Raw genomic sequence first — 22,439 nt, 5'->3', positions numbered from 1 at the left:
GCGCACACCGTCGGCGGCATGCGGCGGGGAGGGCCGCGCGATTCAGTCCGCGCGTGCGGCTCGGCCCTCCGCCATCCGACCCTGCGCGGCCGGCACACCGTAGACGGCGTGCGCACGGGCGCCGGCGCGGCGGGCCGCGTGCCACGCGGCGAGGATCCCGTCGCGCTCGAGTGCGACGATGAGGTCGGCATCCGCGAGTTCCGTCCGCAGCCGGCGGGCACGTCGCGTCGCTCCCGCGAAACGACGTCCGGGGTCGAGCGGTGTCAGGCGCAGGAGGTTGCGGCCCGCGACCGACCCGCCCAGCGCCGCACCGGCCCAGCGCGTGGCCGCGCGAAGCGAGGGCGTGATGATCACGGTGCGCACGCCGGCGTCGATGTCGGGCGCGCCGCCCGCGACGACCAGCACGTCGTCGTCGTCGCTGAGTGGCAGCTGATCGAGGGCCGACGCGACTGCACCTGACGGGGCGAAGACCACGACCTTCATTGCGCGACCTTCCGCTGCTCGACGAATTCGTGCAACGCGTCGATCTGCGGATCGAGCTGGCGCGCGCGCTGGAACTGCCCTGCCCAGACCCGCGCGGCCGCGCGCTCCTCGGGCAGCTGGGTCTTCGCGCGCTCGGCCGCGGCGATCAGAGCATCCGCGATGGCGTCGGGACTGTCGATGGAGGCCACCGGGTACCATGCCGGCGCGTCGCGGAGGACGTCGCTCGCGGCGTTGCCCGGGTCGTGAACCGAGACGATCGGCAGGCCGGTCGCGGCGTACTCGAAGACCTTGCCGCTCGTGACGTATCGGCCGGTGCCCAGTACCAGCAGAAGCGCGTCGAACCGTGAGTAGACGTGACCGACATCCTGCTTGGGCACCGGGCCGCGGTACGCGATGCCGTTCTCGGCGAAGCCGGCCATCTGGCGGGACACGGCCTCGTTGGGGGTGCCGACGTGGTTGAGATGGCCCCACAGCTCGATGCGCGAGGCGGCCACGAGCGGGGAACGGCTGCGGGCGACCTTCCAGCCTTCGACGAGACGGTCGATCGGGACGGCGGATGAGATGGTGCCCAGGTACCCGAAGACCAGTCCGTCGCCCTCCGTGGATCCGGGGTGGTCGTCGGGAGCGCTGTCGTAGCCGTTCGAGACGACGCGGAATCGATCGGCCGCCTCCGGGTACAGCTCGGCATGCCAGCGAAGGATCGGCTCGTTGACGAACCACACTGCGTGGGCGTCGGCGATCAGCTCACGCTCCCATTCCGCCACTGCGCTGTCGGCTGCGCTGAGGCGTGCGCCGGTGAACACGTCGAGCTGCCACGCGTCGCGGTAGTCCATGACGTAGGGGATGCCGTGATCGCGGTGCAGGCGCAGACCGGGTGTGAAGTCCACGTGCGGGTTCGCGGTGCCGAGGACGAGGTCGACCGGATGCCGCGCGTGCACGTCGAGCGCGGCGGTCTCGAGTGCCGGCCGCCACAGGCCGTAGGTGCGCTCCGGAAAGGTGCGCTGCTCCTTGCGGGCGTTCAGGACGTTCCACAGCTCGGGGGCGGTCGCGCGCAGCCACGGCCAGCGCCGGAGGTCGTTCTGGAACGCCGCGGAGTCGAAGGGCACGCGCACGATCTCGATGCGCGGGTCCACGGTGCGCTCGAGCGACTCGTCGACGCCGGTCGACAGCGTGAACACCTCACGTGGCACGGTGAGCACGGTGACGTCCCACCCGGCGGCCGCGAACGCGTTCGCCGTCGCCCATGCGCGGTAGACGCCGCTGCCCCGGCAGGGAGGGAAGCCCCACGCGACGTAGAGCAGATGCGGACGGGGGGCGTCCTCCGTGCTCTCGGACGGAGTGGTGTCGGTCACGGCGCTGCGGCTCGCTCTCTCGTGCGTTACTCGATCCATCGTAGGCGGTGTACTGGGGCCGGCCGTGCCGCACGCGAGCACGCGCAGGATGCGCCACGTACACTGGCTGACCGTGAAGATCGTCAGCGTCGTCGGGGCACGCCCGCAGTTCGTCAAGCTCGCCCCGATCCACAAAGCCGCGCAGGCAGCCGGGGTCCAGCACGTGATCGTGCACACGGGACAGCACTACGACCCGATGCTGTCCGACGTCTTCTTCGACGATCTGGGGATCGGCGCACCTGACGTGCACCTGGGCGTCGGCAGCGGATCGCACGGAGTGCAGACCGGCGCGATGCTGGCCGCGCTCGACGCCGTGTTCGACGAGCATCGACCCGACTGGGTCCTCGTCTACGGCGACACCAACTCGACTGTGGCCGCGGCGCTGAGCGCGGTGAAGATGCACATCCCCGTCGCGCACCTCGAAGCGGGGCTGCGCAGCTTCAACCGGCGCATGCCCGAGGAGCACAACCGGGTGATGACCGATCACGCCGCCGATCTGCTGCTCGCCCCGACCGAGGTCGCCGTCGACCACCTCGCCGCTGAGGGCCTGGCGGCACGCACCGTCCTGGTCGGCGACGTCATGACCGACGTGCTGTTCGAGGTGCGCGACGAGATCGCCGATGCGCCGTCGCCGCTCATGCAGGAGCTCGGCGTGGAGCCGGGTGGCTTCTATGTGGCGACCATCCACCGCGCCGAGAACACCGACGACCCCGCGCGTCTCGCCGAGGTCGCCGCAGGCCTCGCCGCGCTCGACAAGCCCGTCGTCCTCCTCGCCCACCCGCGCGTCGTAGCGAAGGCGTCGGCGCACGGCATCGCTCTCACGCAGGGTTCACTGATCGCGCACTCACCGCTGGCCTACGCCGATCTCATCGCCGCGGCGCTGTCGAGCGCCGGTGTCGTGACCGACTCCGGCGGGCTGCAGAAAGAGGCCTTCCTCCTGCGTGTTCCCTGCACCACGGTGCGCACCGAGACCGAGTGGGTCGAGACGGTCGACTTGGGCTGGAACGTCCTCGCGAACACCGCGGAGGAGATCGCCGCCGCCGTGACCCGCCCGCGGCCGGCGGACACGCAGGCGGCCCCTTACGGTGATGGGCACGCGGCGGAGCGGGTCATCCGGGCGCTTCAGAACCCTGCGGGCGACACGTCGTCCTGACGCCGCTCGTCCGCGGCGGCAGCGACCGTCCGCTCGTCGCGGCGCCGGTTCTGCCAGCGGCGGAGCCGTCGCTCGACGGGCGCCTCGACGAGCACGTGCAGCGCCCACGCCGCGACGATAGACAGTGCGAGCATGCCGGCGACCCACAGCAGTCCGGTCCAGCCCCCCGGCTGACGGCCGAACAGGTCGCGGGCGACGTAGATGAAGGTCGCGTGGATGAGGTAGAACGCGAACGACCACTCCCCGAGGGCGACGAGCGGCCGCGACGACATGATGCGCGACCTGCCCCGCATGTCGAGGGATGCGACCGACACGATCAGCAGGGCGCACAGCGCTGTGGCGATCTCGTTGGTGTACGGGGCGACCGCGCCGTAGGCAGCGAGTGTCTCCGGTCGATCCGGCAGGATCGCGAGCGTGACGAGCCACGCGCCGATCAGTGCGACGGGAACGATCAGCGGAATGCGGGGGAGCCAGCCCTTCCGGAAGGCCCAAGCGAGGCACATTCCGAGCACGAACTCGTTCAGCCGCAGAACAGGCCAGGGGAGCGCGCCGACCATCCCGCCCGGGTCGAGGGCGATCCAACCCCGCGTCGCGAAGGCGAACGCCACGACGCCGCCTGCCGCGGCGAGCGCGCCCACCAGCGTGAGGCGCCGCACCACCAGCGTGATGAACGGGTGCAGTGCGTAGAAGAACGCCTCGGCGGTGAGCGTCCACGACGCCGGATTCCCCGCGAACAGGATGACCGGGTCGCGTGACCATCCCTGAAGCAGGAACAGGCACAGCACGAGCAGCGCGATGTCGAAGGGCTTCACCCAGGTCTGCTCCGGATCGGGGGCGAAGCTGTAGAAGACCGGGATCGCGAGCAGCAGGGTCACGACGTGCAGCGGGTACACCCGCGAGAACCGTCGCCAGTAGAACGTGCGCTTGTCGACCTCGGGCCGCCACGACCAGGTCAGCACGAACCCCGACAGCACGAAGAAGAAGGCCACGCCGAGGTAGCCGAACTTGGCGATCTCCGCGATCGGGAGGGGGAGCGGCACCAGGTTGTTGATGTGGAACAGGAACACCGCGAAGGCGGCCCACCACCGCAGGCCGGTGATGGCATCCAGGCGCCCGAGCGTACGGGCAGCCGGGTCGGGGGTCACGAGCGTCGATTGTATCGGCACCCCTCCTCGCCCTCGCCCGCATCGGCGGCACCACCGCTCGGCGCTCCCGGGCTCACCTAGACTGGAATCCATGCGCATCGCCGTCGTGGCCCTCGGAAAGATCGGCCTTCCTCTCGCCGTCCAGTTCGCCGACTCCGGTCACGAGGTGATCGGCGTCGATGTCAACGCGAAGGCGGTCGAGACCATCAACGCGGGCCTCGAGCCGTTCCCCGGCGAGGCGCATCTGCAGGAGAAGCTGTCCGCGCTCGTCCCCGCCGGCCGCCTGCGCGCGACCACCGACTACGCCGAGGCCATCCCCGGCGCGGACGCCGTCGTGCTCGTGGTGCCGCTCTTCGTCAACGACACCACGTGGGAGCCCGATTTCGCGTGGATGGATGCCGCCACCCGATCGCTGGCGGAGCACCTCACGCCCGGCACGCTCGTGTCGTACGAGACGACGCTCCCCGTGGGCACGACCCGCGGTCGCTGGAAGCCGATGCTGGAGGAGGGCTCGGGCCTCACCGAGGGAACCGACTTCCACCTCGTCTTCTCTCCCGAGCGCGTGCTCACCGGCCGGGTCTTCGCCGATCTGCGCAAGTACCCCAAGCTCATCGGCGGCCTGTCCGAGGCCGGGGCCCAGCGGGCACGTGAGTTCTACGAGGCCGTGCTGCAGTTCGACGAGCGCGACGACCTGCCGCGTCCGAACGGCGTGTGGGACCTCGGCAGCGCCGAGGCGTCCGAGATGGCGAAGCTCGCCGAGACGACCTACCGCGACGTCAACATCGGGCTCGCCAACCAGTTCGGCCTCTTCGCGGCCGAGCACGGCATCGACGTGTACCAGGTCATCGAGGCCTGCAACTCGCAGCCCTACAGCCACATCCATCGCCCCGGCATCGCCGTCGGCGGGCACTGCATCCCGGTCTACCCGCGCCTGTACCTTTCGACCGACCCCGACGCCGACATCGTCCGCACCGCGCGTCTCCTCAACGCCTCCATGCCCGAGCGGCTCGTGGGCCAGGCCGCTGGCATCCTCGGCTCGCTTGACGGCACGCGTGCCGTCGTGCTCGGCGCGGCCTACCGCGGCGGCGTCAAGGAGACCGCGTTCTCAGGGGTCTTCCCCACCGTCGAGGCGCTGAGGTCCCGCGGGGCCGAGGTGCGCGTCCACGACCCGCTCTATACCGACGACGAACTGCGCGCTCTGGGTTTCGAGCCCTTCGCCCTGGGCGAGGAGGTCGAACTGGCGATCCTGCAGACCGACCATGCGGAGTACCGATCGGTCACCCCGGCCGACCTGCCCGGCATCCGGTTGATCGTCGACGGCCGCAACGCGACCGATGCCGCTGTCTGGACGGGCACGCCGCGCATCGTGGTGGGCGCAGCGTCCTGACGGCGCGCCCCTGAGGGCGGCCGTCAGCCGATGCCGACGAACTTCGTCCAGCCGCTGCCGATGACCGAGACCGTGCCCCACCCGCCCTTGCCGTTGCCGCGGTAGAGCACGAGCTTCCCGTCGCTGCGACGCGCGAGGACGTCGGGCTTTCCCGAGCCGTCGAAGTCGCCAGGGCTGAAGACCGCCGTCATCGAGCCCCACCCGGTGCCGATGCGCTTGGCGGTGCCGAACGAGCCGGTTCCGGTGGTCGGGTAGAGCCACAGGGTTCCGTCCTTCTTGCGGGCGATCAGGTCGCCGCGGGTGTCGCCGTTGAAGTCGCCGGCGTAGAGGATCGCGGTCATGCTTCCCCAGCCCTTTCCGACGGTCTGCGCCTTCCCCGTGAATGTGCCCGAGCCGCTGCCGCGGTGGAGGATGAGCGCACCGGAGGAGTTCACCGCGAGGACGTCGGGGCGGCGATCGCCGTCGACGTCGAGCCCGCCGATGACGCGGCGGTACCCGCCCCATCCGGTGCCGATGGCGGCCGGTGAGGCGTAGTTGCCGGCGCCGGTGCCCTTGAGCAGCTCGAAGACGCCGTCCTTCCCCACCCTGCCGAGGTCGCTGATCCCGTCGCCGGTGAAGTCGCCGAGCGTGACCAGCTTGTCGTCCGACGCCCAGCCTTTGCTCGCCGTCACGGAGCCGTTCCATCCGCCCTTGCCGTTGCCGCGGTAGACCACAACGCCCCCGTCGGAGGTCTGGGCGACCACGTCGGCGTTGAGGTCGCCGCTGACGTCACCGGCGCCGGCGGGTGCCGCGGTCTTGGTCCAGCCGAAGATCTGCACCCAGTACGACGAGTGGCAGGTTCCCTTCGCATAGCCGATCCCGACACCCGTGTAGCGCTTGTCGAGGATGTTCGCCTTGTGTCCGGGTGAGGCCATCCACGCACCGACGACCGCGCTGACGGAATAGCCGGCGGCGATGTTCTCGCCGGTCGCCGACCAGCCTGCCTTCGCGACGCGGTCGGCTCGCCACGTCGCGGTGCTGTGCTTGAAGGTGCACGACCTCGCGAGTGCCCGGGCCCACTCGGCGGCCGCCTTGTCGAGTGCGGGGTCGGAGATGAGCGGCTTGACGCCGGCCTTCGTGCGCTGGGCGTTCGTCTGGCTGAAGACCTTCGCCGCGTCGCCGGTGGCGGCGTGGGCGGGTGCGGCGGTCGCGACGCCCGCCCCCACGATGAGGATGACGGGCAGGAGGATGGACAGTGTTCGGGCGCGCATAGCGGCCCTCCTTCGTACGCTGGGTCGTACACATGCAGGGCTTGGGGACGCCCGGGCGCTCGGAGCAACGCTTGCCCCTCACGCTAGCCGAGAGGCCGGTCGGACCAATAGCCGGGACGTGTCCCCTTTTTGGGGGACGAAACCGTCCGACACCGGCGTTTCGCGTGCGCCCCGGGGTGGGAGATCGCTAAATTAACCGCCTCTCACCCTCTGCGCGTTCAGGGACGGCCAAGGGCATCCCGGTAAACTGCACATGCGCGGTGTGGCCTTCTGCCCGCCGCGTCGCCGTGTCTGCGGCACCCCGTCTCACGAAAGCGCACAACCGCATGGATCTTCTCGTCGTCGGCTCCGGCTTCTTCGGCCTCACGATCGCGGAGCGGGCCGCGGCATCCGGTCGCAAGGTGACGGTGATCGATCGCCGGCCCCACCTCGGCGGCAATGCGTACAGCGAGGACGAGGCGACGACGGGCATCGAGGTGCACCGCTACGGAGCTCACCTGTTCCACACGTCCAACCCGGGGGTGTGGGAGTACGTCAACCGGTTCACCACGTTCACGGACTACGTCCACCGCGTCTACACCAACCACAAGGGCGTCGTGTTCCCGCTGCCGATCAACCTCGGCACCATCAACCAGTTCTTCCAGGCCGCGTACTCGCCCGACCAGGCGCGCGCGCTCGTGCACGAGCTCGCCGGCGAGTTCGACGTGAAGGACGCGGCGAATCTCGAGGAGAAGGGCATCGCCCTGATCGGGCGGCCGCTCTACGAGGCGTTCATCCGCGACTACACCGCGAAGCAGTGGCAGACCGACCCGAAGGACCTGCCCGCCGAGATCATCAGCCGACTGCCGGTGCGCTACACCTACGACAACCGCTACTTCAACGACACGTGGGAGGGTCTGCCCACCGACGGCTACACCGCGTGGCTCGAGCGGATGGCCGACCACCCGAACATCGAGGTGCGCCTCGACACCGACTTCTTCGACGACTCGCAGCCGCTCCACAAGACCGCAACCGTCGGGCAGCTGCCGATCGTCTACACCGGCCCGGTCGACCGCTACTTCGACTACGCCGAAGGCGCGCTCTCCTGGCGGACGCTCGACTTCGAGCAGGAGGTGCTCGACGTGGGCGACTTCCAGGGCACCTCGGTGATGAACTACGCCGACGCCGACGTCCCCTACACCCGCATCCACGAGTTCAAGCACTTCCACCCGGAGCGAGCCGACCGCTACCCGTCCGACAAGACCGTCATCATGCGCGAGTTCTCGCGCTTCGCGACACGCGAGGACGAGCCGTACTACCCGGTGAACACCCCCGACGACCGCGCGGGACTCGTCGCCTACCGCGAGCTCGCCAAGGGCGAGCAGGGCGTCCTGTTCGGCGGACGGCTCGGCACGTACCAGTACCTCGACATGCACATGGCCATCGGCTCGGCGCTGTCCATGTGGAACAACCAGCTCGCCTGAGCCCCGGCCCTAGACTCGCATCGTGACCACCGCGGCTGTCGGCGCCCCCGGATCGCCGAGGCGATATCTCCACTCGCTGTGGCTGCTGTCCGGGCGCGACCTGAAGGTCCGCTACTCCACGAGCGCGCTCGGCTATCTGTGGTCCGTGCTCGATCCGCTCGTCATGAGCGCGATCTACTGGTTCGTCTTCACGCAGATCTTCCAGCGGACCGTCGGTCACGAGCCCTACATCGTGTTCCTCATCACGGCGCTCCTTCCCTGGGTGTGGTTCAACGCCGCGGTGTCCGACTTCACGCGGGCGTTCAGCAAGGACGCCCGGCTCGTCCGCTCGACGGCGATCCCGCGCTCGATCTGGGTCAACCGCATCGTGCTGTCCAAGGGCATCGAGTTCCTGTGCTCGCTCCCGGTGCTCGTGCTGTTCGTCGTGGTCGCCTCGTTCGGCGACACCCCCGTCCAGCTCAACTGGGGACTGCTCCTGTTCCCCGTGGCCGTGGTGCTGCAGGCGGTGCTGCTCGTCGGTCTGGGGCTGCTCGTGGCCCCGCTCTGCGTCATCTGGACCGACCTCGAGCGCACCACGAAGCTCATCCTGCGTGCCCTGTTCTACGCGTCCCCCGTCATCTACGGCGTCTCCGATCTTCCCGGGGTGTTCGAGACCCTGGCCGCCTTCAACCCGCTGTCCGGCATCTTCGCGCTGTACCGCGTCGGGTTCTTCCCGGAGGAGTGGGATCCGTGGGTCGTCGGCATCGGCGCGGTCATCTCGTTCCTGTTCCTCGCCCTGGGACTGTTCGTGTTCCGCCGGCTCGAGCGCCCCCTCCTGAAGGAGCTGTGATGACGGCATCCGATCTCGCCATCGAGGTGAAGGATCTCGGCGTGCGGTTCCGCCGCAACCGGCGCGGCCGCCGCAGCATCAAGGATCTGTTCGCGGACTCGTCGCGCCGGTCGAAGCCGGGCGAATTCTGGGCGCTGCGAAACGTCAGCTTCGACGTGCGTCCCGGCGAGTCCATCGGCGTGGTCGGTCGCAACGGTCAGGGCAAGAGCACGCTGCTGAAGATGGTCGCGGGCGTCCTCATCCAGGACGAGGGCAGCGTCACCGTCCACGGTGGCGTCGCCCCGCTCATCGAGATCACGGGCGGCTTCGTCGGCGATCTGACGGTGCGCGAGAACGTCCGCCTGACAGCGGGTCTGCACGGGATGCCGCGGGCCGAGGTCTCGCGGCGCTTCGACGGAATCATCGACTTCGCCGAGCTGCAGGACTTCGTCGACACCCCCTACAAGCACCTCTCCAACGGCATGAAGGTGCGCCTCGCGTTCGCCGTGGTCTCGCAGCTGGAAGAGCCGATCCTGCTCGTCGACGAGGTGCTCGCCGTCGGCGACAAGGCGTTCCGGGAGAAGTGCTACACGCGCATCGACGAGCTGCTGGCCGAGGGACGCACGCTGTTCTTCGTCAGCCACAACGAGCGCGACCTGCGGCGCTTCTGCACGCGCGGCCTCTACCTCGACAAGGGGCGCCTCGCGCTGGACGCGCCCGTCGGCGAGGTCCTCGACCGGTACAACGCCGACTACAACGCCGGCTGACTGCCCGGGGCGTCCGCGGCGGCGAGCGGCGGCATCGGCGTCCACGAGGTGTCGCGGGCGATGCGGCGGCCGTCGCGGATCCCGCGGAAGAGGTTGCTCGTGCCGCGCACCTTGCGCTCGACGAACACAAGGCGGATCAGCTCCTTGGCGAAGGTGAGGCCCGAGCCCAGCCAGAATCGCACCGGGCGGTACGCGCCGTTCGCGATGAAGTAGTGCTTCATGTAGCCGCGGTTGCGCATGATGTAGTACCGGTAGGCGTCGCTCGAGGCGTTGAGGTGACGCACGCCCATGTCCCACTGCTTGATCTCGCGCGTCCGGCGCAGCACGAACTCGTCCACGATGACCGCGGTGGTGCGCCGTGACGCCAGCCAGCCGTAGATCGAGTCGTCCCAGTAGATGAAGAACCGGGGATCGGGCAGTCCGATCTGCGCGACGATGTCGCGATGGATGAACATGCCCTCGAAGCATCCGGAGTTCATCTCGCGGTACCGCGACTCGTCGAAGCCGGCGGGAGCGAACGGGATCGGGATGCCGAACGGGATCGACAGGCGGTACTGCCAGTAGAACTCGCTGCCGTCGTAGTCGTAGCGGCGGCCCTGGATGCTCTTGAAGCGCGGCGCCCACGTCCCCATCTTCGCCAGGCCGTCGGGGATCACCTCGACGTCGTCGTCCATGAGCCAGATCCACTCCGACCCGAGCTCGAAGGCGACGCGCATCCCCTCGCTGAATCCGCCGGACCCGCCGGTGTTCTTCTCCATGCGGCGGTAGACGAGGGTCGCGCCGAGGCGATCGCGGAACGACTCCACGACGTCGGTCGTGTCGTCGGAGGACGCGTTGTCGATCACGACGACGTGACCGGGACGGGGGTCCATCTGGCCGATGCTGGTGAGCAACCGGGTGAGCAGGGCCGAGCGGTTGAAGGTGACGATCGCGATCGTCGCCGACGCCGGGTCGAACGGCTCACTGGTGGGATCGTTCGGCTGGGTCAACGGGACTCCTCGAAGGTGCGCTCCCACGCGGCGAGCGAGGTGAGATCGGCCGCTGCGGCGCGGTAGCGCGCGGCGAGCTTGGGCCACTCGCGGCGCAGGCGCCGGTGCAGCCGGAAGCTCTCGAGCAGCATGCGCCGGAACTGCCGGCGGTCGCGGGTGTAGACGTTCTTGCCCGAGCCGTCGGCGGCGCTCACGAGCGCGCTGTCGTACCGAGGGATGCGCCACCAGTGCGCATCGCCCTTGCCGAACTCCACCTCGGGCTCGGCGACGTTCTCGGGTCTCGGCGCGTGGAACCAGTGAGACGCAAGGGTCGACAGCGTGAACCACCGCAGGCGCAGGCCGGTCGGGTTGTCGAGCTTGTGGACCGAGAGGCGCTTGAAGACCACGCGGCCGCGGCGCGAGCGCAACGGCACGCCGGCATCCTTGTAGATAACGGTCTCGGCGAAGTCGGCCGCGAGCGCCCGCGCGGCAGGCATCGCGGTGGCCAGGTTCGCCCGCATGTGCTCGGGACCGGACAGGACGTCGTTGAGCGCTCGATGCCGCAGTGCGACCGGGTAGTACTGCATCATCATCAGGTGCTTCAGGTCCATCCGGCGGCTGTGCCGGATGAGCGTGCCGCCCCGGGGGACGTGTGAGTGCAGCAGACCCGCCACGATGCGATTGCGCGCGTGGAAGTACGCCTGCCAGTCGATGGAGTCGTCCTTGCCCACCCATGACACGTGCCAGAGCGCGACGCCGGGCATCGACACGGTCGGGTAGCCCGCCTCGCGTGCGCGCAGGCAGAACTCCGCGTCGTCCCACTTGATGAAGGCGGGAAGGGGAAGGCCGACCTCGCGGATCACCGTGACCGGGATGCTGCACATCCACCAGCCGTTGTAGTCGGCGTCGAGGCGCATGTGCAGCATCGGCGTCTGCCGGAGGTTGGCCACGCTGAAGTCGTGCGGCAGCTTCTCCTGGTACAGGGCACGCCACATGAACGGCTCTTCGTCGACCACCTCGGCCCACGCGTGGAGCTTCGGCCGGTCGAGCAGGTCGAACATGTGCGCGCCGACGATGGTGGGGACGGTGGCGAAGCGCGAGAAGATGATCGACCGGCGCACGGACTCGGGCTCGAGGCGCACGTCGTCGTCCATCAGCTGCACGAACTCGGTGTCGGGGCGCGCGAGGCTCTCGGCCATGACGCGCGCGAAGCCGCCCGATCCGCCGAGGTTCGGCTGCGTCACGATCTCGAGGGTCTCGCCGAGCGCTTCGGCCACCGCCGGGAACCCGGGCTGCGCGTCGACCCGACGATCACCCTGGTCGACGATGAAGATCCGGTCGACGAGTTCGAGGACGTCGGGCGACTCCGACAGATTGATGAGCGTCCAGACGCAGTAGTCGGGCTTGTTGAATGTGGTGATGCCGATGGATGCCTTGCCCGTGCGCGCCGGCTCCTGCTCGGTCGACCACTCAGCGCCCTCGAAGAGCGCGTTCTTCTCGTCGGCGACGATGTCGAACCAGATGAATCCGCCGTCGCTGTACTGATCGAGGACGAGGTCGAAGGTCGTCGCGGCGGCGCCGTCGACCTCCTGCGTATCGATGCGCTGACGGACACCCGAGCCGTTGGACCGGTACACGAGGATCGTGGCCGGGCCGACCGTGCGAACGGTCAGGCGCACGTCCCGGACCGTGGTCCAGTGCTGCCAGTACGCGGCGGGGAAGGCGTTGAAGTACGTGCCGAACGACACGCGACGGCCGGCGAGGATGCGCGCGGACGTACGTCCGAGGATGTTCCCCAGGTGCGCCCGGCTCGACACGCGCACGGGCTCCTCGTCGATGACCGACCACGTCTCGGGGTCGACGTACAGGGGGAGGAGGTCGGGATCGCGATCCGTCGGGAAGACGACGTTCTGAAGGATGTGGGTCACGTGAGGAGCTCCCGTATTGCAGGCTGGCGCGAGGCGTCGGGCCGAGAGTGAAGCTTACCCTGCCGATCCCCCGGCTCCCTGGGCGCCGAGGCTCGAGCCGAGCGTCAGAGGCGCTCGTCGTCGTGCGGCAGCCCGGACGTCTCGGAGGCGGCGTCGATGCGCTCGCGCCACGACCGCGACAGGCCGGCGCGCACAGCGCAGAGCACGAGCATCAGCCAGCCGATGCCCGCCAGCGTGAAGCTCTCGAACATCGAGTCGATGAGCAGGGCGATGAGGATGAGCGGCGTCCACGCGTAGATGACCGAGCGGCGTTCGCTCGCCGCCAGCCATGAGCGCACGAGGGCGGTTGCGGCGAGTGCGATGAACAGGATCAGTCCCATCCAGCCCAACTGGAGGAGCACGTCGAAGTACGCGTTCAGGCCGGTGGCGTGCGCCGACTCGAGGAAGTAGTTGATGAAGCTGAAGGGCTGCTCGGCCGGCGCCCAGGCGCCGTACCAGCCCCAGCCCTGCACCGGTCGCGAGCGCACCAGATCGACCATGACGTTCCACAGGTCGACGCGCATCGAGAAGTCGGTGCCGGCGCCGAGCCAGGCGATGATCGGGTGCCGCGCGAAGTATCCGACGGCGACGCCGATCACGACGGCCGCGCCGAGTGCGAGCTGCAGGGCGCCGCGGTGCTCGGGCCGGGTGTGCCGCACCCACGCGAGCGCGCCGACCGCCAGCCCGACACCGAGCGCCAGCACGAGCACGGTGGGGGAGTCGCTCAGCGCTGCAAGGCCGCCGGCGAGCACGACCGAGGCGATGGAGACGCCGGGGCGCACGGACTGCGTGCGCCACTCGATCAGGAAGGTGATGAGCGCGAGGACGGCCACGAACCCGAGCATGTTGCGGGTGCCGAAGATGCCCTGCACCGGGCCGAGCTGGGCGAGGTTGCCCTGAATCCCGAGGAACCGGAAGGGGAGATCGAGCAGGACGCCGGACAGCACCTCGACGCCCAGCGACACGCCGAGCAGGACGCGCAGGACGTCGCCGAGCGCGCGCGCCGTCTGCAGCGTGTCGCGGATGTGGCCGATCACGATCGCGAGGAACGCGAGCGCGGCGGTGGTGATCCAGCTCAGAAAGGAGGTCGCGGCGTCGGTGCTCCAGAACACGCTGATCAGCGACCACCCGACGAGGGCGACGAGCGTCGTGGGCACGAGGCGGACCAGCGAGATCTCCTGCCGGCGCACGACGAGCACGCCCGCGCCGATGACGCACAGCCCGGCGATGATCGTGATGTAGGTCACGCGGCCGGCGAGCCGCTCGACCGCGAACGAGGCGAAGACGGCCCCGAGAACCGAGAGCGTGTAGGCGCGCGCGAACGACGCCGACCCCAGCAGCGTGCTCAGCCAGCCGGCGTGGCCGGGGCGAGCCGGCGGCACCGTCACGACTCCTGCTTCTCGGGTTCGCCGCGCTCGATCGCGGCACTCTGCTCGGCGGGGCCTTCGCCGACGTGCGGCGACTGCTTGATCTTGGAGCCGAGCATCACGACGAACAGCCATCCCCACAGCAGCAGGGGGGAGGACTCGGCGAGGCCCTGCACCAGCACGATCGCCCCGACCAGCGTCGGCAGGAGCGTGAGCGACGAGTAGGGCCGGTCGTCGCGCAGGTCCCAGCGCGGCCGGTCGACCGCGAAGAACCAGGAGCGCCAGATGAAGGCGAGGTAGAGCAGGCCGAGCAGGACGACGCCGACGATGCCCAGCTGCATCCGGATGTCGACCCACATGTTGTGGGCCTGCAGCACGGTCTGGCCGTGGTCGATGATCCAGCCGTCGAACGCAGGGTCCCACGGTGCCCACGGGGTCGCGTAGCCCCAGCCGACCCACGGGCGCTCGGACGCCCGCTCGAGCACCTTCTCCCAGATCGTCTCGCGTCCGGTGAGGTCGGAGTCGCGGCCCAGCGCGCTGAAGATCGCGGTGCGGAAGAAGTAGAGCACCGCCAGCCCGCCGAGTCCGACGACGGCGTAGCCGATGTAGTACCGCGTCCGCTCACCCGGCCGCCGCGCGCGCCGCATCAGCAGCACGGTGGCCAGCACCACGAGCACGCCGGCGGCGGCGACGTACGCAGTGGCGGACGAGGCGCGGTAGAAGAGGTACGCCGACACGGCGATCCAGGCCCACAGCAGCGCGCGACGGGGTGCCCCCGCGGCGATGCGGATCGCGAACACGATGATCGCCAGCAGCGCCACCGGCCCGAGCAGGTTGGCATTGCCCATGATCCCCTGGATGCGCGTGCCCCAGTCGAAGAGGTTGTTGCGCGACCAGTACTCGATGGGGTCATCGGCCTTGCCCACGACGAAGCCCGGCAGGATCGGGGCCTGCACGAAGACCGCCACCCACAGCTCGAACACGATCGACAGTGCGATCACCCATTTGAGAGCGGATGCCGCGGCCCTCACGAGCTCGCGCCAGGTGAGCACGCTGCCGACGAAGAGCGCCTGGATGGTCGTGATCCACAGCAGCAGAAGGGTGAGCGCCGTCGTCTGCGGCCAGGCGGACCAGATGAGCGAGAGCGTCGCCCACGCGACGTAGGCGACGACGAACCACGGCAGGCGCTGCCAGTGCACCGGCGGACGGATGACGAACCACAGGATGACCGACAGGATGCCGCCCGCGATCGTGATGGCCGCGGCGGTCAGCTCGCCGAACGCGTGCACCCAGGCCGTGCCCGACAGGGACATGAACATCACGAAGATGCACCATCCGCGCAGCATGAGGTGCCCCGTCTTCTCACGGACCGGGGGAGCCGGCGGCGCCGACGCCGGGTGCTTCGAGTGGACGGCCATCGCATCACAGGCTACCCCCGACCCCGTGCGGGATCTCGCGGGAACGGCCGTCGCAGGCACGCCGTCTACGCTGGATCCATGCTCGTTCCGTTGACGAACGATCCGCGGGCGTACGCCTGGGGATCGACCACCCTCATCCCCGACCTGGTCGGTCGCGCACCGTCCGGCGGTCCGGAGGCGGAGGTGTGGTTCGGCGACCATCCGGCCGACCCCGCCGTGACGGCAGACGGCCGTACCCTCGACGCCTGGCTCGCCCAGGACGGCGCCGCCACCGGGGCTCCGGCGCAGCTCCCCTATCTTCTCAAGCTGCTCGCCGCGGCATCCCCCCTCTCCATCCAGGTCCATCCGTCGAAGACGCAGGCACAGCAGGGGTTCGCGCGCGAGGAGGACGCGGGCATTCCGAGGGATGCTTCGCACCGCACCTACCGCGATGCGAACCACAAGCCCGAGCTCATCGTCGCGGTGAGCGATGAGTTCCACGCGCTCGCCGGGCTGCGCGACCTCACCTCCACGCGCCGGCTGATCGACGCCGTCGGACCCGGAGCCCGCCCCCTCGCGGAGCGGCTGGCGGCGGACGATTCGATGGCCGACGCGCTCGCCTGGGTGCTCACAGACGAGGCGGCACCCGACGTACGCGCGATCATCGACGCGGCGGCGGCAGCGGATTCGGAAGAGTTCGCCGCCGAGCTCGACCTCGTCCGCGCGATGGATGCCCAGTTCGCCGGGGATCCGGGCATCGTCGTCGCGCTGTTGATGAATCGCATCACCCTCCGCCGGGGGGAGGGGCTGTTCGTGCCCGCCGGAATGCTGCACGCGTACCTCAGCGGTCTCGGCGTCGAGATCATGGCCGCGAGCGACAACGTCGTGCGCGGCGGGCTGACTCCGAAGCACATCGCCATCGCGGAGCTGCTCGCCGTCGTCGAACCGCGCCCCGGTCCCGTCGATGTCGTCCATCCGCGCCCTGTCAGTCCCGGCGTGGACCGCTTCGACGTCCCGGTCGCCGACTTCTCGCTCGACCGCGTGCAGGCAGCGGGCGCCGGCGAGCGGCGCGTCCCGGTCGGCGGGCCGGCGATCGCGCTGGCAACCGCGGGGCAGCTGGTCGTCGTCGGGGCGACGAGCGGGTCGTCGCTCACGCTGGGTCCTGGTCAGGCGGCCTTCGTCACGCCCGACGAGGGATCGGTGCGTGTCACCGGCGACGGCGAGCTGTTCCTCGCGGCGCCGGGCCGTGCGGGTGTCGGCTGAGGTCGCCGGGGTCGAGTTCTCATCCGACCGTTACGAAGCGCGACACGCCGTCGGCGCGTCGCGAAACTTCAATCGGGACTTGAGGCTTTAGTATCTGCGACTTGACCTCGGTGAACTACACGGGTGTAATTACTCGTACACGCACACCGCGTGCAGGGGGATCTCCCGGGGGGAAGAACGAGATGACGGCATCGCAATACCGTTCAGGCGTTCCCGACAACTGGTTCGTCGATCCGGTGCAGCTCGGAGTTCCGGGCGTGCGCCGGCCCGTCGAGGGCGAGGACGACAATCCCCTCGCGTGGCAGACCGACGCTCTGTGTTCGCAGACCGATCCCGAGGCGTTCTTCCCCGAGAAGGGCGGCTCGACCCGCGACGCCAAGCGCGTCTGCGGTTCTTGCGACGTCCGGGGCGAATGCCTCGAGTATGCGCTGCAGAACGACGAGCGCTTCGGCATCTGGGGCGGTCTCAGCGAGCGCGAGCGCCGCAAGCTCAAGCGCCGCGCCTGACTTTCGCGAGCGCTGACCTGCCCGATCTCGCAGACCCGGCGCGTGCGTCGCCGGCCGGTCAGCCCCGCCGCTTAGGCTGACGGGGTCATGCCCGCTCGAGTCCACGCCATTCTCGTCGTGCGCCCCGACGGTCGCACGCCCGCCGCGTACCACTTGCGGCGAACGCTCGCCGCTCTCGCCGAGCAGACGCGTCCAGTGGACGTGCTCACCCTCGTCCTGTGCGGCGGCGACGACACGCTCGCCGACGTGGCCGCATCCTCCGGGGCCGAGTCGGTCGTGACCGCGCCCGCGTCGACGGGGTACGCGGCCGCGGTCGCCCTGGTGTCTCCGCGGCTGGACGGCGACGCGGTCTGGCTCCTCGCGCAGGACACCGCACCCGAACGCGACGCGCTCGCCCGGCTCGCCGGCGCGCTCGAGCTCGCGCCGTCGGTGGCATGCATAGCTCCGAAGCTCGTCCGCTGGGACGACCGCTCCGAGATCGTGTCCCTCGGCGTCGGCATGACGCGCTTCGGCCGCGCGGTGGGCTTCGCCGACGGCGAGCTCGACCAAGGCCAGCACGACGGGCGCGACGACGTCCTCGGCGCGGATGTGCGTGGACTCCTCGTGCGCGCCGACGCCTGGCGTCAGCTCGGCGGGCTCGACCCCGCCCTCGCCGGAGCCGACGAGGGCCTCGATCTCGGCGTGCGCGCCCGCCTGGCCGGCGCACGCGTATCGCTCGCCCCGACGGCGATCGTGGCCACCGCCGGAGACGGCGTCGCCGGGCTTCCGACGCCCCTGACGCCTCAGCGCCGGCGACGGGCGACGTTCTCGGCGCGTGTCGCGCAGCTGCACCGGCGCCTCGTCTACGCACACGCCGCCGCGGTGCCGTTCCTGTGGCTCTCGATCCTTCCTCTAGCGCTCTGGCGCACCATCATCGATCTGGTCCGCAAAGAGCCGGGCAGCATCCTGCCCGAGTGGGGCGGGGCCATCCTCGTCATGGTCAGACCTGCCGCGGTGGCGCGCTCGCGCCGCCGCCTGGCCGGACCCCGGCGCGCGCCGTGGGCACAGCTCCAGCCGCTGCGCACGACGGGCACCGAGCTGAGCCAGCGGTTCGGCGACGAACCGGATCCAGGCCCCGCGGGTGCCCACCGTCGCGGTGAACTGCGCTTCTTCGCCGGAGGCGGAGCGTGGCTCGTGCTCGCGGCGCTCGTGGTGGGGGTCGCGGCGTTCCCGGCGCTGCTGGCATGGCCGGTGCTGGGCGGGGGAGCGCTCCAGCCGCTGCGCAGCACGGTCGGGCAGCTCTGGGCGGATGCGGCGTTCGGTCAGCGCGCGCTCGGCCTCGACACGATCGGACCCGCGGACCCGTTCGCCGCCGTCATCGCCGTGCTCGGATCCCTGTCGCCGTGGGAGCCGTCGCGCGCCCTCGTCGTGCTGTGGGTCTTCGCCCTGCCGCTCGCGGCGCTCGGCGGATGGTTCGTCTCGACCCGCGTCACCGACCGATCGCTGCTGCGTCTGGCGGGCGGTGCGCTCTGGGCGCTCGCGCCGACGTTCCTCATCGCGCTGACGCAAGGTCGCCCCACCGCGGTCATCGCGCACGTGCTGCTTCCCTGGCTCTTCCTCGCCGGGTCGGTCGCGCATCGGTCGTGGGCCGGCGCGGGCGCGGCATCCCTCCTCCTCGCCGCAGTCCTGGCGGTCGCCCCTTCGCTTGCCCCCGCCTTCGCCGTGGTGTGGGCCGCGTCCATCGTGCTCGCCGTGGTCCTGCGCGGCGGACGGGGCGTCGCACGCCTGATCTGGGCGGTGGTGCCGTCCATCGTGATCTTCGCGCCGCTGGTCTGGACGACGATCCGCCGCGGTGAGGCCTGGGGTCTGCTGTCCGATCCGGGGATGCCGTGGGCCGGCCCCCAGGTGGCGGCCGACGCCGCCGGGCGCGCCCTGCTGGCGGCGGGCATCCCGACCTCCGATCTCGCCGGCTGGACGACCTTCGTGCCCGCCGACTTCCCGACGTGGTGGGTCACCCTGCTCGCCGCGCCGGTCGCGCTCCTCGCGCTCGCCGCCCCACTCACGCAGCGATGGGCAGCGGGCATCGTGCTGCTGGCGCTCACCGCCGTGGGGCTCGGCACGGCGTTCGCGGCCGTCGGGGTCGCCGTGTCATTCGAGCAGTCGATCCCGGTGGCGATCTGGGCGGGATGCGGGCTCAGCCTCGCGTGGCTCGGCGCCGTCGGCGGCGCCCTGGTCACGCTGGACGCCGGCCTCGCGCCGCGCCTCGCGATCGCACGGGGACTCGTCGCGGCGGTCGTGCTAGCCGCGGTCGCGCTGCTGGCGCTTCCCTCGCTCACCGCGCTGGCCAGAGGCACCGCGCTGCTCACGAACGGACCCGCCAGCACGCTTCCCGCGTACGTGGCCGCCGAGGGCCGCGACGATCCGGATGTGGGCACGATCGTGCTGACGCCGCAGAACGTCACGGGACTCTCCGCGCGTGTCGTGTGGGGCGGCAGTGAGACTCTGGGCGGCCAGACCACGCTGCTCTCGACGCGTTCCGAGACGTCGGCCGACGACTCCGTCATCGCCGAGCTCGCCGCCGACCTCGCGACATCGTCCGCCGAGAACGTGGTCGCGGAACTCGCCGGCCACGGCGTCGGGTTCGTCCTCCTCGCGCCCGCGCTGCCGCCCGAGTCCGACGCCGCGCGAGCGATGCGGCTCTCGGTGACCACCTCGCTCGACCAGCGCGACAGCCTCGACTCGGTCGGTGAGACCGCCAAGGGCACGCTGTGGCGCGTCACGACGGAGGTGGCGTCCCGGCCGTCGGTCCCCGCCGCGGTGCACGTCACGGCCGGTCTCGTGGCAGGCGCGCAGCTCGCCGTGCTCGCCGCGGCGCTGCTCCTCGCCCTTCCGACGGCCGCGTCGCGGCGAGAGGCGCGGCGCATGCCGCGCGTCGTCGGGCCCTATTGGCAGGAGGGTCGATGAGCGACCGCCGCGTGTTCCACTGGGCGACCACCAGCACACGGCTGCTGGCCGGCACCGCCGTCTCGGCAGTGGCCGCAGTGGCCGTCGTCACCGCGGTCTCCGTCCCCTGGCCGACGCTCACCCGTGAGCCGCTGAGCATCTCCACGCTGCCCGCCCCGTCGGCGTCGGTCGCTTCGTGCGACGGCGGACTGCTCTCCCTCGGCCGCGACGTCGACGACGTCGAAGCGATCTCGCTCGCGAAGGGCCAGGTGCTCACCAGCGGCGTGAGCGAAGGCGCCGAGGACCCGCAGGAGCAGGTGCTGAACGTGCCCGGCCTGCCGGAAGGCGACGGACCCACGGTCTTCACCTCTCCGCCGCGCGAGCGGGAGCGCGTGGACCTGGCAGCGGCCGGCGCGGCCACCGCGACCGACGACGACCTCGCCGGCTACGCAGCCTCGGCGTGCCGGCCGCCCCTGCTGGAGTCGTGGCTGGTGGGCGGCTCCGGCGAGACAGGCGCGTCCGACCTCGTTCTGCTTGCCAACCCCGGCGTCGTCCCCGCCCGCGTACAGCTCACGGTGTACGGAGCCGACGGGCCCACGACGCCGCCCGGCGGCACCGACCTCGTCGTTCCCGCCGGCGAGCAGCGCGTCGTCGCGCTGGCCGGCCTGCTGATCGGCGAGGCCAGCCCCGTCGTGCGCGTATCGGCCGTCGGGGCGGCCATCCACGCCTCGCTGCAGGCGAGCATCACGCGCACCCTGACGCCCGGCGGCGTGGACCAGGTCGGCGCGGTGGCCGAGCCGCAGGCGGTCCAGACGATCACGGGCGTCGCGGTCACACGAAACCCGGGCGCCGACGGCGCCTCCGACGCCGCGACTGTGCTGCGCGTGCTGTCCCCCTCGACCGACACGACGGCGAAGATCACGGTCACCGCCACCGGGCGCGACGAACCGTCCCTCGAGCCCGACGACGTCCCCCTCACCGCGGGAGAGCCGGTCGAGGTCGACCTCAGCGGCCTTGCACGGGGCACCTACACGGTGCAGGTGACCGCTGACGCTCCGCTGGTGTCGGCGGTCTGGCAGACGACCGGCTTCGAGGAGGGCGACGACTTCGCCTGGTACACCCCGTCGCCGCTGATCGGCGTGCCGAGCCTGTTCGCCGTGCCGTCCGGCCCGCCGCCCGCGCTGACGCTCGTCAATCCCGGCGACGAGCCCGCCGAGGTGTCGGTGACGTCCGCCGACGGCTCGTACAAGCTCGAACTCGCGGTGCCCGCGAACGGCAGCATGACCGCCCGGCTGTCCACCCGGACGGTCTACGTGCTCGATCCCGGCACCAGCGAAGTGCGCGCCGGGATCTCGCTGACCGGCAACGGTGCGCTCGCGGGCATTCCGGTATGGCCGGCGGATGCCGCGGCCCCCGAGATCGTCGTCTACCCGTAGGAGCGCCCGGTCACAGGAAGCGGAAGCGTTCGGGGCCGAGATCCCACGGGTCGCGGTCGAGGTACTCGGCGGCCGCGCGGAAGACGCAGCTCTCGACCATCATGCGGCGGTGGAGCTCGTCGTCGCGGTGCAGGTGGCTGAGCCGCTCGATGGGGAGCCGGTAGACGATGATGCGCTTCGCGTCCGAGAGGACCGTCCACCGAGGGATGCCGTCCTCATCGGCCGCCTGCGGCATGTCGGCGATCTCGAAGCTCACCTCGCGCAGCTCGGGCCACGCCGAGCGGAGGAACTCCGCCGCCGTGCCGACGGCGAGGTCGAAGCGCTCGACGCGCGTGTCGAGCGGGGGGAGCGGCGGCCTCACGACCGGGCTGCGCCCTTCCCGCCCGTGGCGGCCGTGTCGCGGGGCGCGACGGTGCGCCGTCTCGGTGCTCCGGGTCCGCCGCCACGCCATGCGTCCATCCTAGGCTCGCGGATCGGAGCCCCAGCCGATCGGCGTCCGCCGGGCGCGGCATCCCGTCCCGTCGGCCTCCGGTGGATAGTGTCGTGCCGATGCGCGAGAGACTCTGCTCCAAGGTCGGATGCGCCCGCGAGGCCGTATCGACGCTGACGTACGACTACGGCGACCAGATGGCCGCCCTCGGGCCCCTCGGCGGAGAGGGTGATCCGCACGCGCACGACCTGTGCGCGATCCACACCGACCGCCTGTCGGTGCCCAAGGGGTGGGTCGTGGTGCGCCACGAGAGGTTGCGCGCCTGATCGGCCGCGG

The 22,439-nt window shown here is 70.7% G+C and carries 19 protein-coding genes; 10 read left to right on the top strand and 9 right to left on the bottom strand.

Annotated features, from left to right (window positions below; translation table 11 throughout):
* Nucleotides 1-42: 42 nt before the first annotated feature.
* The gene (locus tag MK786_RS11420) at nt 43-483 is read right to left on the bottom strand and encodes a hypothetical protein (protein ID WP_241112359.1); all 441 of its coding nucleotides are present in this window, start codon (nt 481-483) and stop codon (nt 43-45) included.
* Nucleotides 480-1,835 (bottom strand): glycosyltransferase, encoded by a 1,356-nt coding sequence (locus MK786_RS11415; protein WP_241112358.1) that lies wholly within the window; start codon nt 1,833-1,835, stop codon nt 480-482. The genes MK786_RS11420 and MK786_RS11415 overlap by 4 nt, the downstream gene beginning before the upstream one ends.
* A 112-nt stretch (nt 1,836-1,947) precedes the next feature.
* On the opposite strand from MK786_RS11415, the gene wecB reads away from it, so the two are divergent.
* Entirely contained in the window at nt 1,948-3,027 is a 1,080-nt protein-coding gene (gene wecB, locus MK786_RS11410) for a non-hydrolyzing UDP-N-acetylglucosamine 2-epimerase (RefSeq protein WP_308220039.1), read from the top strand.
* Here wecB and MK786_RS11405 read toward each other — a convergent pair.
* The gene (locus MK786_RS11405; RefSeq protein ID WP_241112357.1) at nt 2,997-4,172 is read right to left on the bottom strand and encodes an acyltransferase; all 1,176 of its coding nucleotides are present in this window, start codon (nt 4,170-4,172) and stop codon (nt 2,997-2,999) included. The genes wecB and MK786_RS11405 overlap by 31 nt on opposite strands.
* A 91-nt stretch (nt 4,173-4,263) precedes the next feature.
* Here MK786_RS11405 and MK786_RS11400 point away from each other — a divergent pair, with 91 nt between their 5' ends.
* The gene (locus tag MK786_RS11400; RefSeq protein ID WP_241112356.1) at nt 4,264-5,559 is read left to right on the top strand and encodes a nucleotide sugar dehydrogenase; all 1,296 of its coding nucleotides are present in this window, start codon (nt 4,264-4,266) and stop codon (nt 5,557-5,559) included.
* Between the two features lie 23 nt (nt 5,560-5,582).
* On the opposite strand, the gene MK786_RS11395 is transcribed toward MK786_RS11400, so the two are convergent.
* The gene (locus MK786_RS11395) at nt 5,583-6,809 is read right to left on the bottom strand and encodes an FG-GAP-like repeat-containing protein (RefSeq protein WP_241112355.1); all 1,227 of its coding nucleotides are present in this window, start codon (nt 6,807-6,809) and stop codon (nt 5,583-5,585) included.
* Nucleotides 6,810-7,135: 326 nt separating this feature from the next.
* Between MK786_RS11395 and glf the strand changes: the two genes are divergently transcribed.
* From glf to MK786_RS11380, 3 genes are read left to right on the top strand one after another with little or no spacing between them, the layout of a single operon-like run.
* Nucleotides 7,136-8,272, top strand: coding sequence for a UDP-galactopyranose mutase (gene glf, locus MK786_RS11390; RefSeq protein ID WP_241112354.1), 1,137 nt, complete (start codon nt 7,136-7,138; stop codon nt 8,270-8,272).
* A gap of 22 nt (nt 8,273-8,294) precedes the next feature.
* Nucleotides 8,295-9,101: an ABC transporter permease gene (locus MK786_RS11385; protein WP_241112353.1), complete on the top strand. Its 807-nt coding sequence runs from the start codon at nt 8,295-8,297 to the stop codon at nt 9,099-9,101.
* Nucleotides 9,101-9,847, top strand: a complete 747-nt coding sequence (locus MK786_RS11380) for an ABC transporter ATP-binding protein (protein WP_241112352.1) — start codon at nt 9,101-9,103, stop codon at nt 9,845-9,847. Before MK786_RS11385 ends, MK786_RS11380 begins: the two co-directional genes overlap by 1 nt.
* On the opposite strand, the gene MK786_RS11375 is transcribed toward MK786_RS11380, so the two are convergent.
* The 4 genes from MK786_RS11375 to MK786_RS11360 all read right to left on the bottom strand — a co-directional run bounded on the left by MK786_RS11375 (nt 9,832) and on the right by MK786_RS11360 (nt 15,567).
* Entirely contained in the window at nt 9,832-10,836 is a 1,005-nt protein-coding gene (locus MK786_RS11375; protein ID WP_241112351.1) for a glycosyltransferase, read from the bottom strand. The two genes, MK786_RS11380 and MK786_RS11375, sit on opposite strands and share 16 nt — an antisense overlap.
* Entirely contained in the window at nt 10,833-12,743 is a 1,911-nt protein-coding gene (locus tag MK786_RS16470) for a glycosyltransferase (protein WP_241112350.1), read from the bottom strand. Before MK786_RS16470 ends, MK786_RS11375 begins: the two co-directional genes overlap by 4 nt.
* Before the next feature lie 104 nt (nt 12,744-12,847).
* Complete coding sequence (locus MK786_RS11365) at nt 12,848-14,170, bottom strand: O-antigen ligase (protein ID WP_241112349.1); 1,323 nt, start codon at nt 14,168-14,170, stop codon at nt 12,848-12,850.
* Nucleotides 14,167-15,567, bottom strand: coding sequence for an O-antigen ligase (locus MK786_RS11360; RefSeq protein WP_241112348.1), 1,401 nt, complete (start codon nt 15,565-15,567; stop codon nt 14,167-14,169). The genes MK786_RS11365 and MK786_RS11360 overlap by 4 nt, the downstream gene beginning before the upstream one ends.
* A gap of 78 nt (nt 15,568-15,645) precedes the next feature.
* Between MK786_RS11360 and manA the strand changes: the two genes are divergently transcribed.
* The 4 genes from manA (at nt 15,646) to MK786_RS11340 (ending at nt 21,673) form a co-directional block, all read left to right on the top strand.
* Nucleotides 15,646-16,809 (top strand): mannose-6-phosphate isomerase, class I, encoded by a 1,164-nt coding sequence (manA, locus tag MK786_RS11355; protein ID WP_241112347.1) that lies wholly within the window; start codon nt 15,646-15,648, stop codon nt 16,807-16,809.
* 182 nt (nt 16,810-16,991) lie between these two features.
* The gene (locus tag MK786_RS11350; protein WP_241112346.1) at nt 16,992-17,315 is read left to right on the top strand and encodes a WhiB family transcriptional regulator; all 324 of its coding nucleotides are present in this window, start codon (nt 16,992-16,994) and stop codon (nt 17,313-17,315) included.
* A gap of 87 nt (nt 17,316-17,402) precedes the next feature.
* Nucleotides 17,403-20,258, top strand: coding sequence for a glycosyltransferase (locus MK786_RS11345; protein WP_241112345.1), 2,856 nt, complete (start codon nt 17,403-17,405; stop codon nt 20,256-20,258).
* Nucleotides 20,255-21,673: a DUF5719 family protein gene (locus tag MK786_RS11340; RefSeq protein WP_241112344.1), complete on the top strand. Its 1,419-nt coding sequence runs from the start codon at nt 20,255-20,257 to the stop codon at nt 21,671-21,673. The genes MK786_RS11345 and MK786_RS11340 overlap by 4 nt, the downstream gene beginning before the upstream one ends.
* A gap of 10 nt (nt 21,674-21,683) precedes the next feature.
* On the opposite strand, the gene MK786_RS11335 is transcribed toward MK786_RS11340, so the two are convergent.
* A complete protein-coding gene (locus tag MK786_RS11335) occupies nt 21,684-22,124 on the bottom strand; it encodes a metallopeptidase family protein (protein ID WP_241112343.1) in 441 nt (146 codons plus the stop codon).
* Between the two features lie 98 nt (nt 22,125-22,222).
* Between MK786_RS11335 and MK786_RS11330 the strand changes: the two genes are divergently transcribed.
* Complete coding sequence (locus MK786_RS11330) at nt 22,223-22,429, top strand: DUF3499 family protein (RefSeq protein ID WP_241112342.1); 207 nt, start codon at nt 22,223-22,225, stop codon at nt 22,427-22,429.
* The last annotated feature ends 10 nt before the right edge of the window (nt 22,430-22,439 follow it).

The sequence above is a fragment of the Microbacterium sp. CFH 31415 genome, assembly GCF_022538185.1.
Lineage (GTDB): Bacteria > Actinomycetota > Actinomycetes > Actinomycetales > Microbacteriaceae > Microbacterium.
Note: the sequence above shows the minus strand (reverse complement) of the source record. Positions and strands in the feature narration are given on the sequence as shown.

What these genes read in the sequence shown, in the direction of transcription:
- MK786_RS11420 (WP_241112359.1), bottom strand. Translation starts at nt 483, where the DNA reads ATGAAGGTCGTGGTCTTCGCCCCGTCAGGTGCAGTCGCGTCGGCCCTC.
- MK786_RS11400 (WP_241112356.1), top strand. Translation starts at nt 4,264, where the DNA reads ATGCGCATCGCCGTCGTGGCCCTCGGAAAGATCGGCCTTCCTCTCGCC.
- MK786_RS11395 (WP_241112355.1), bottom strand. Translation starts at nt 6,809, where the DNA reads ATGCGCGCCCGAACACTGTCCATCCTCCTGCCCGTCATCCTCATCGTG.
- glf (WP_241112354.1), top strand. Translation starts at nt 7,136, where the DNA reads ATGGATCTTCTCGTCGTCGGCTCCGGCTTCTTCGGCCTCACGATCGCG.
- MK786_RS11380 (WP_241112352.1), top strand. Translation starts at nt 9,101, where the DNA reads ATGACGGCATCCGATCTCGCCATCGAGGTGAAGGATCTCGGCGTGCGG.
- MK786_RS11360 (WP_241112348.1), bottom strand. Translation starts at nt 15,567, where the DNA reads ATGGCCGTCCACTCGAAGCACCCGGCGTCGGCGCCGCCGGCTCCCCCG.
- manA (WP_241112347.1), top strand. Translation starts at nt 15,646, where the DNA reads ATGCTCGTTCCGTTGACGAACGATCCGCGGGCGTACGCCTGGGGATCG.
- MK786_RS11350 (WP_241112346.1), top strand. Translation starts at nt 16,992, where the DNA reads ATGACGGCATCGCAATACCGTTCAGGCGTTCCCGACAACTGGTTCGTC.
- MK786_RS11345 (WP_241112345.1), top strand. Translation starts at nt 17,403, where the DNA reads ATGCCCGCTCGAGTCCACGCCATTCTCGTCGTGCGCCCCGACGGTCGC.
- MK786_RS11340 (WP_241112344.1), top strand. Translation starts at nt 20,255, where the DNA reads ATGAGCGACCGCCGCGTGTTCCACTGGGCGACCACCAGCACACGGCTG.
- MK786_RS11335 (WP_241112343.1), bottom strand. Translation starts at nt 22,124, where the DNA reads ATGGCGTGGCGGCGGACCCGGAGCACCGAGACGGCGCACCGTCGCGCC.
- MK786_RS11330 (WP_241112342.1), top strand. Translation starts at nt 22,223, where the DNA reads ATGCGCGAGAGACTCTGCTCCAAGGTCGGATGCGCCCGCGAGGCCGTA.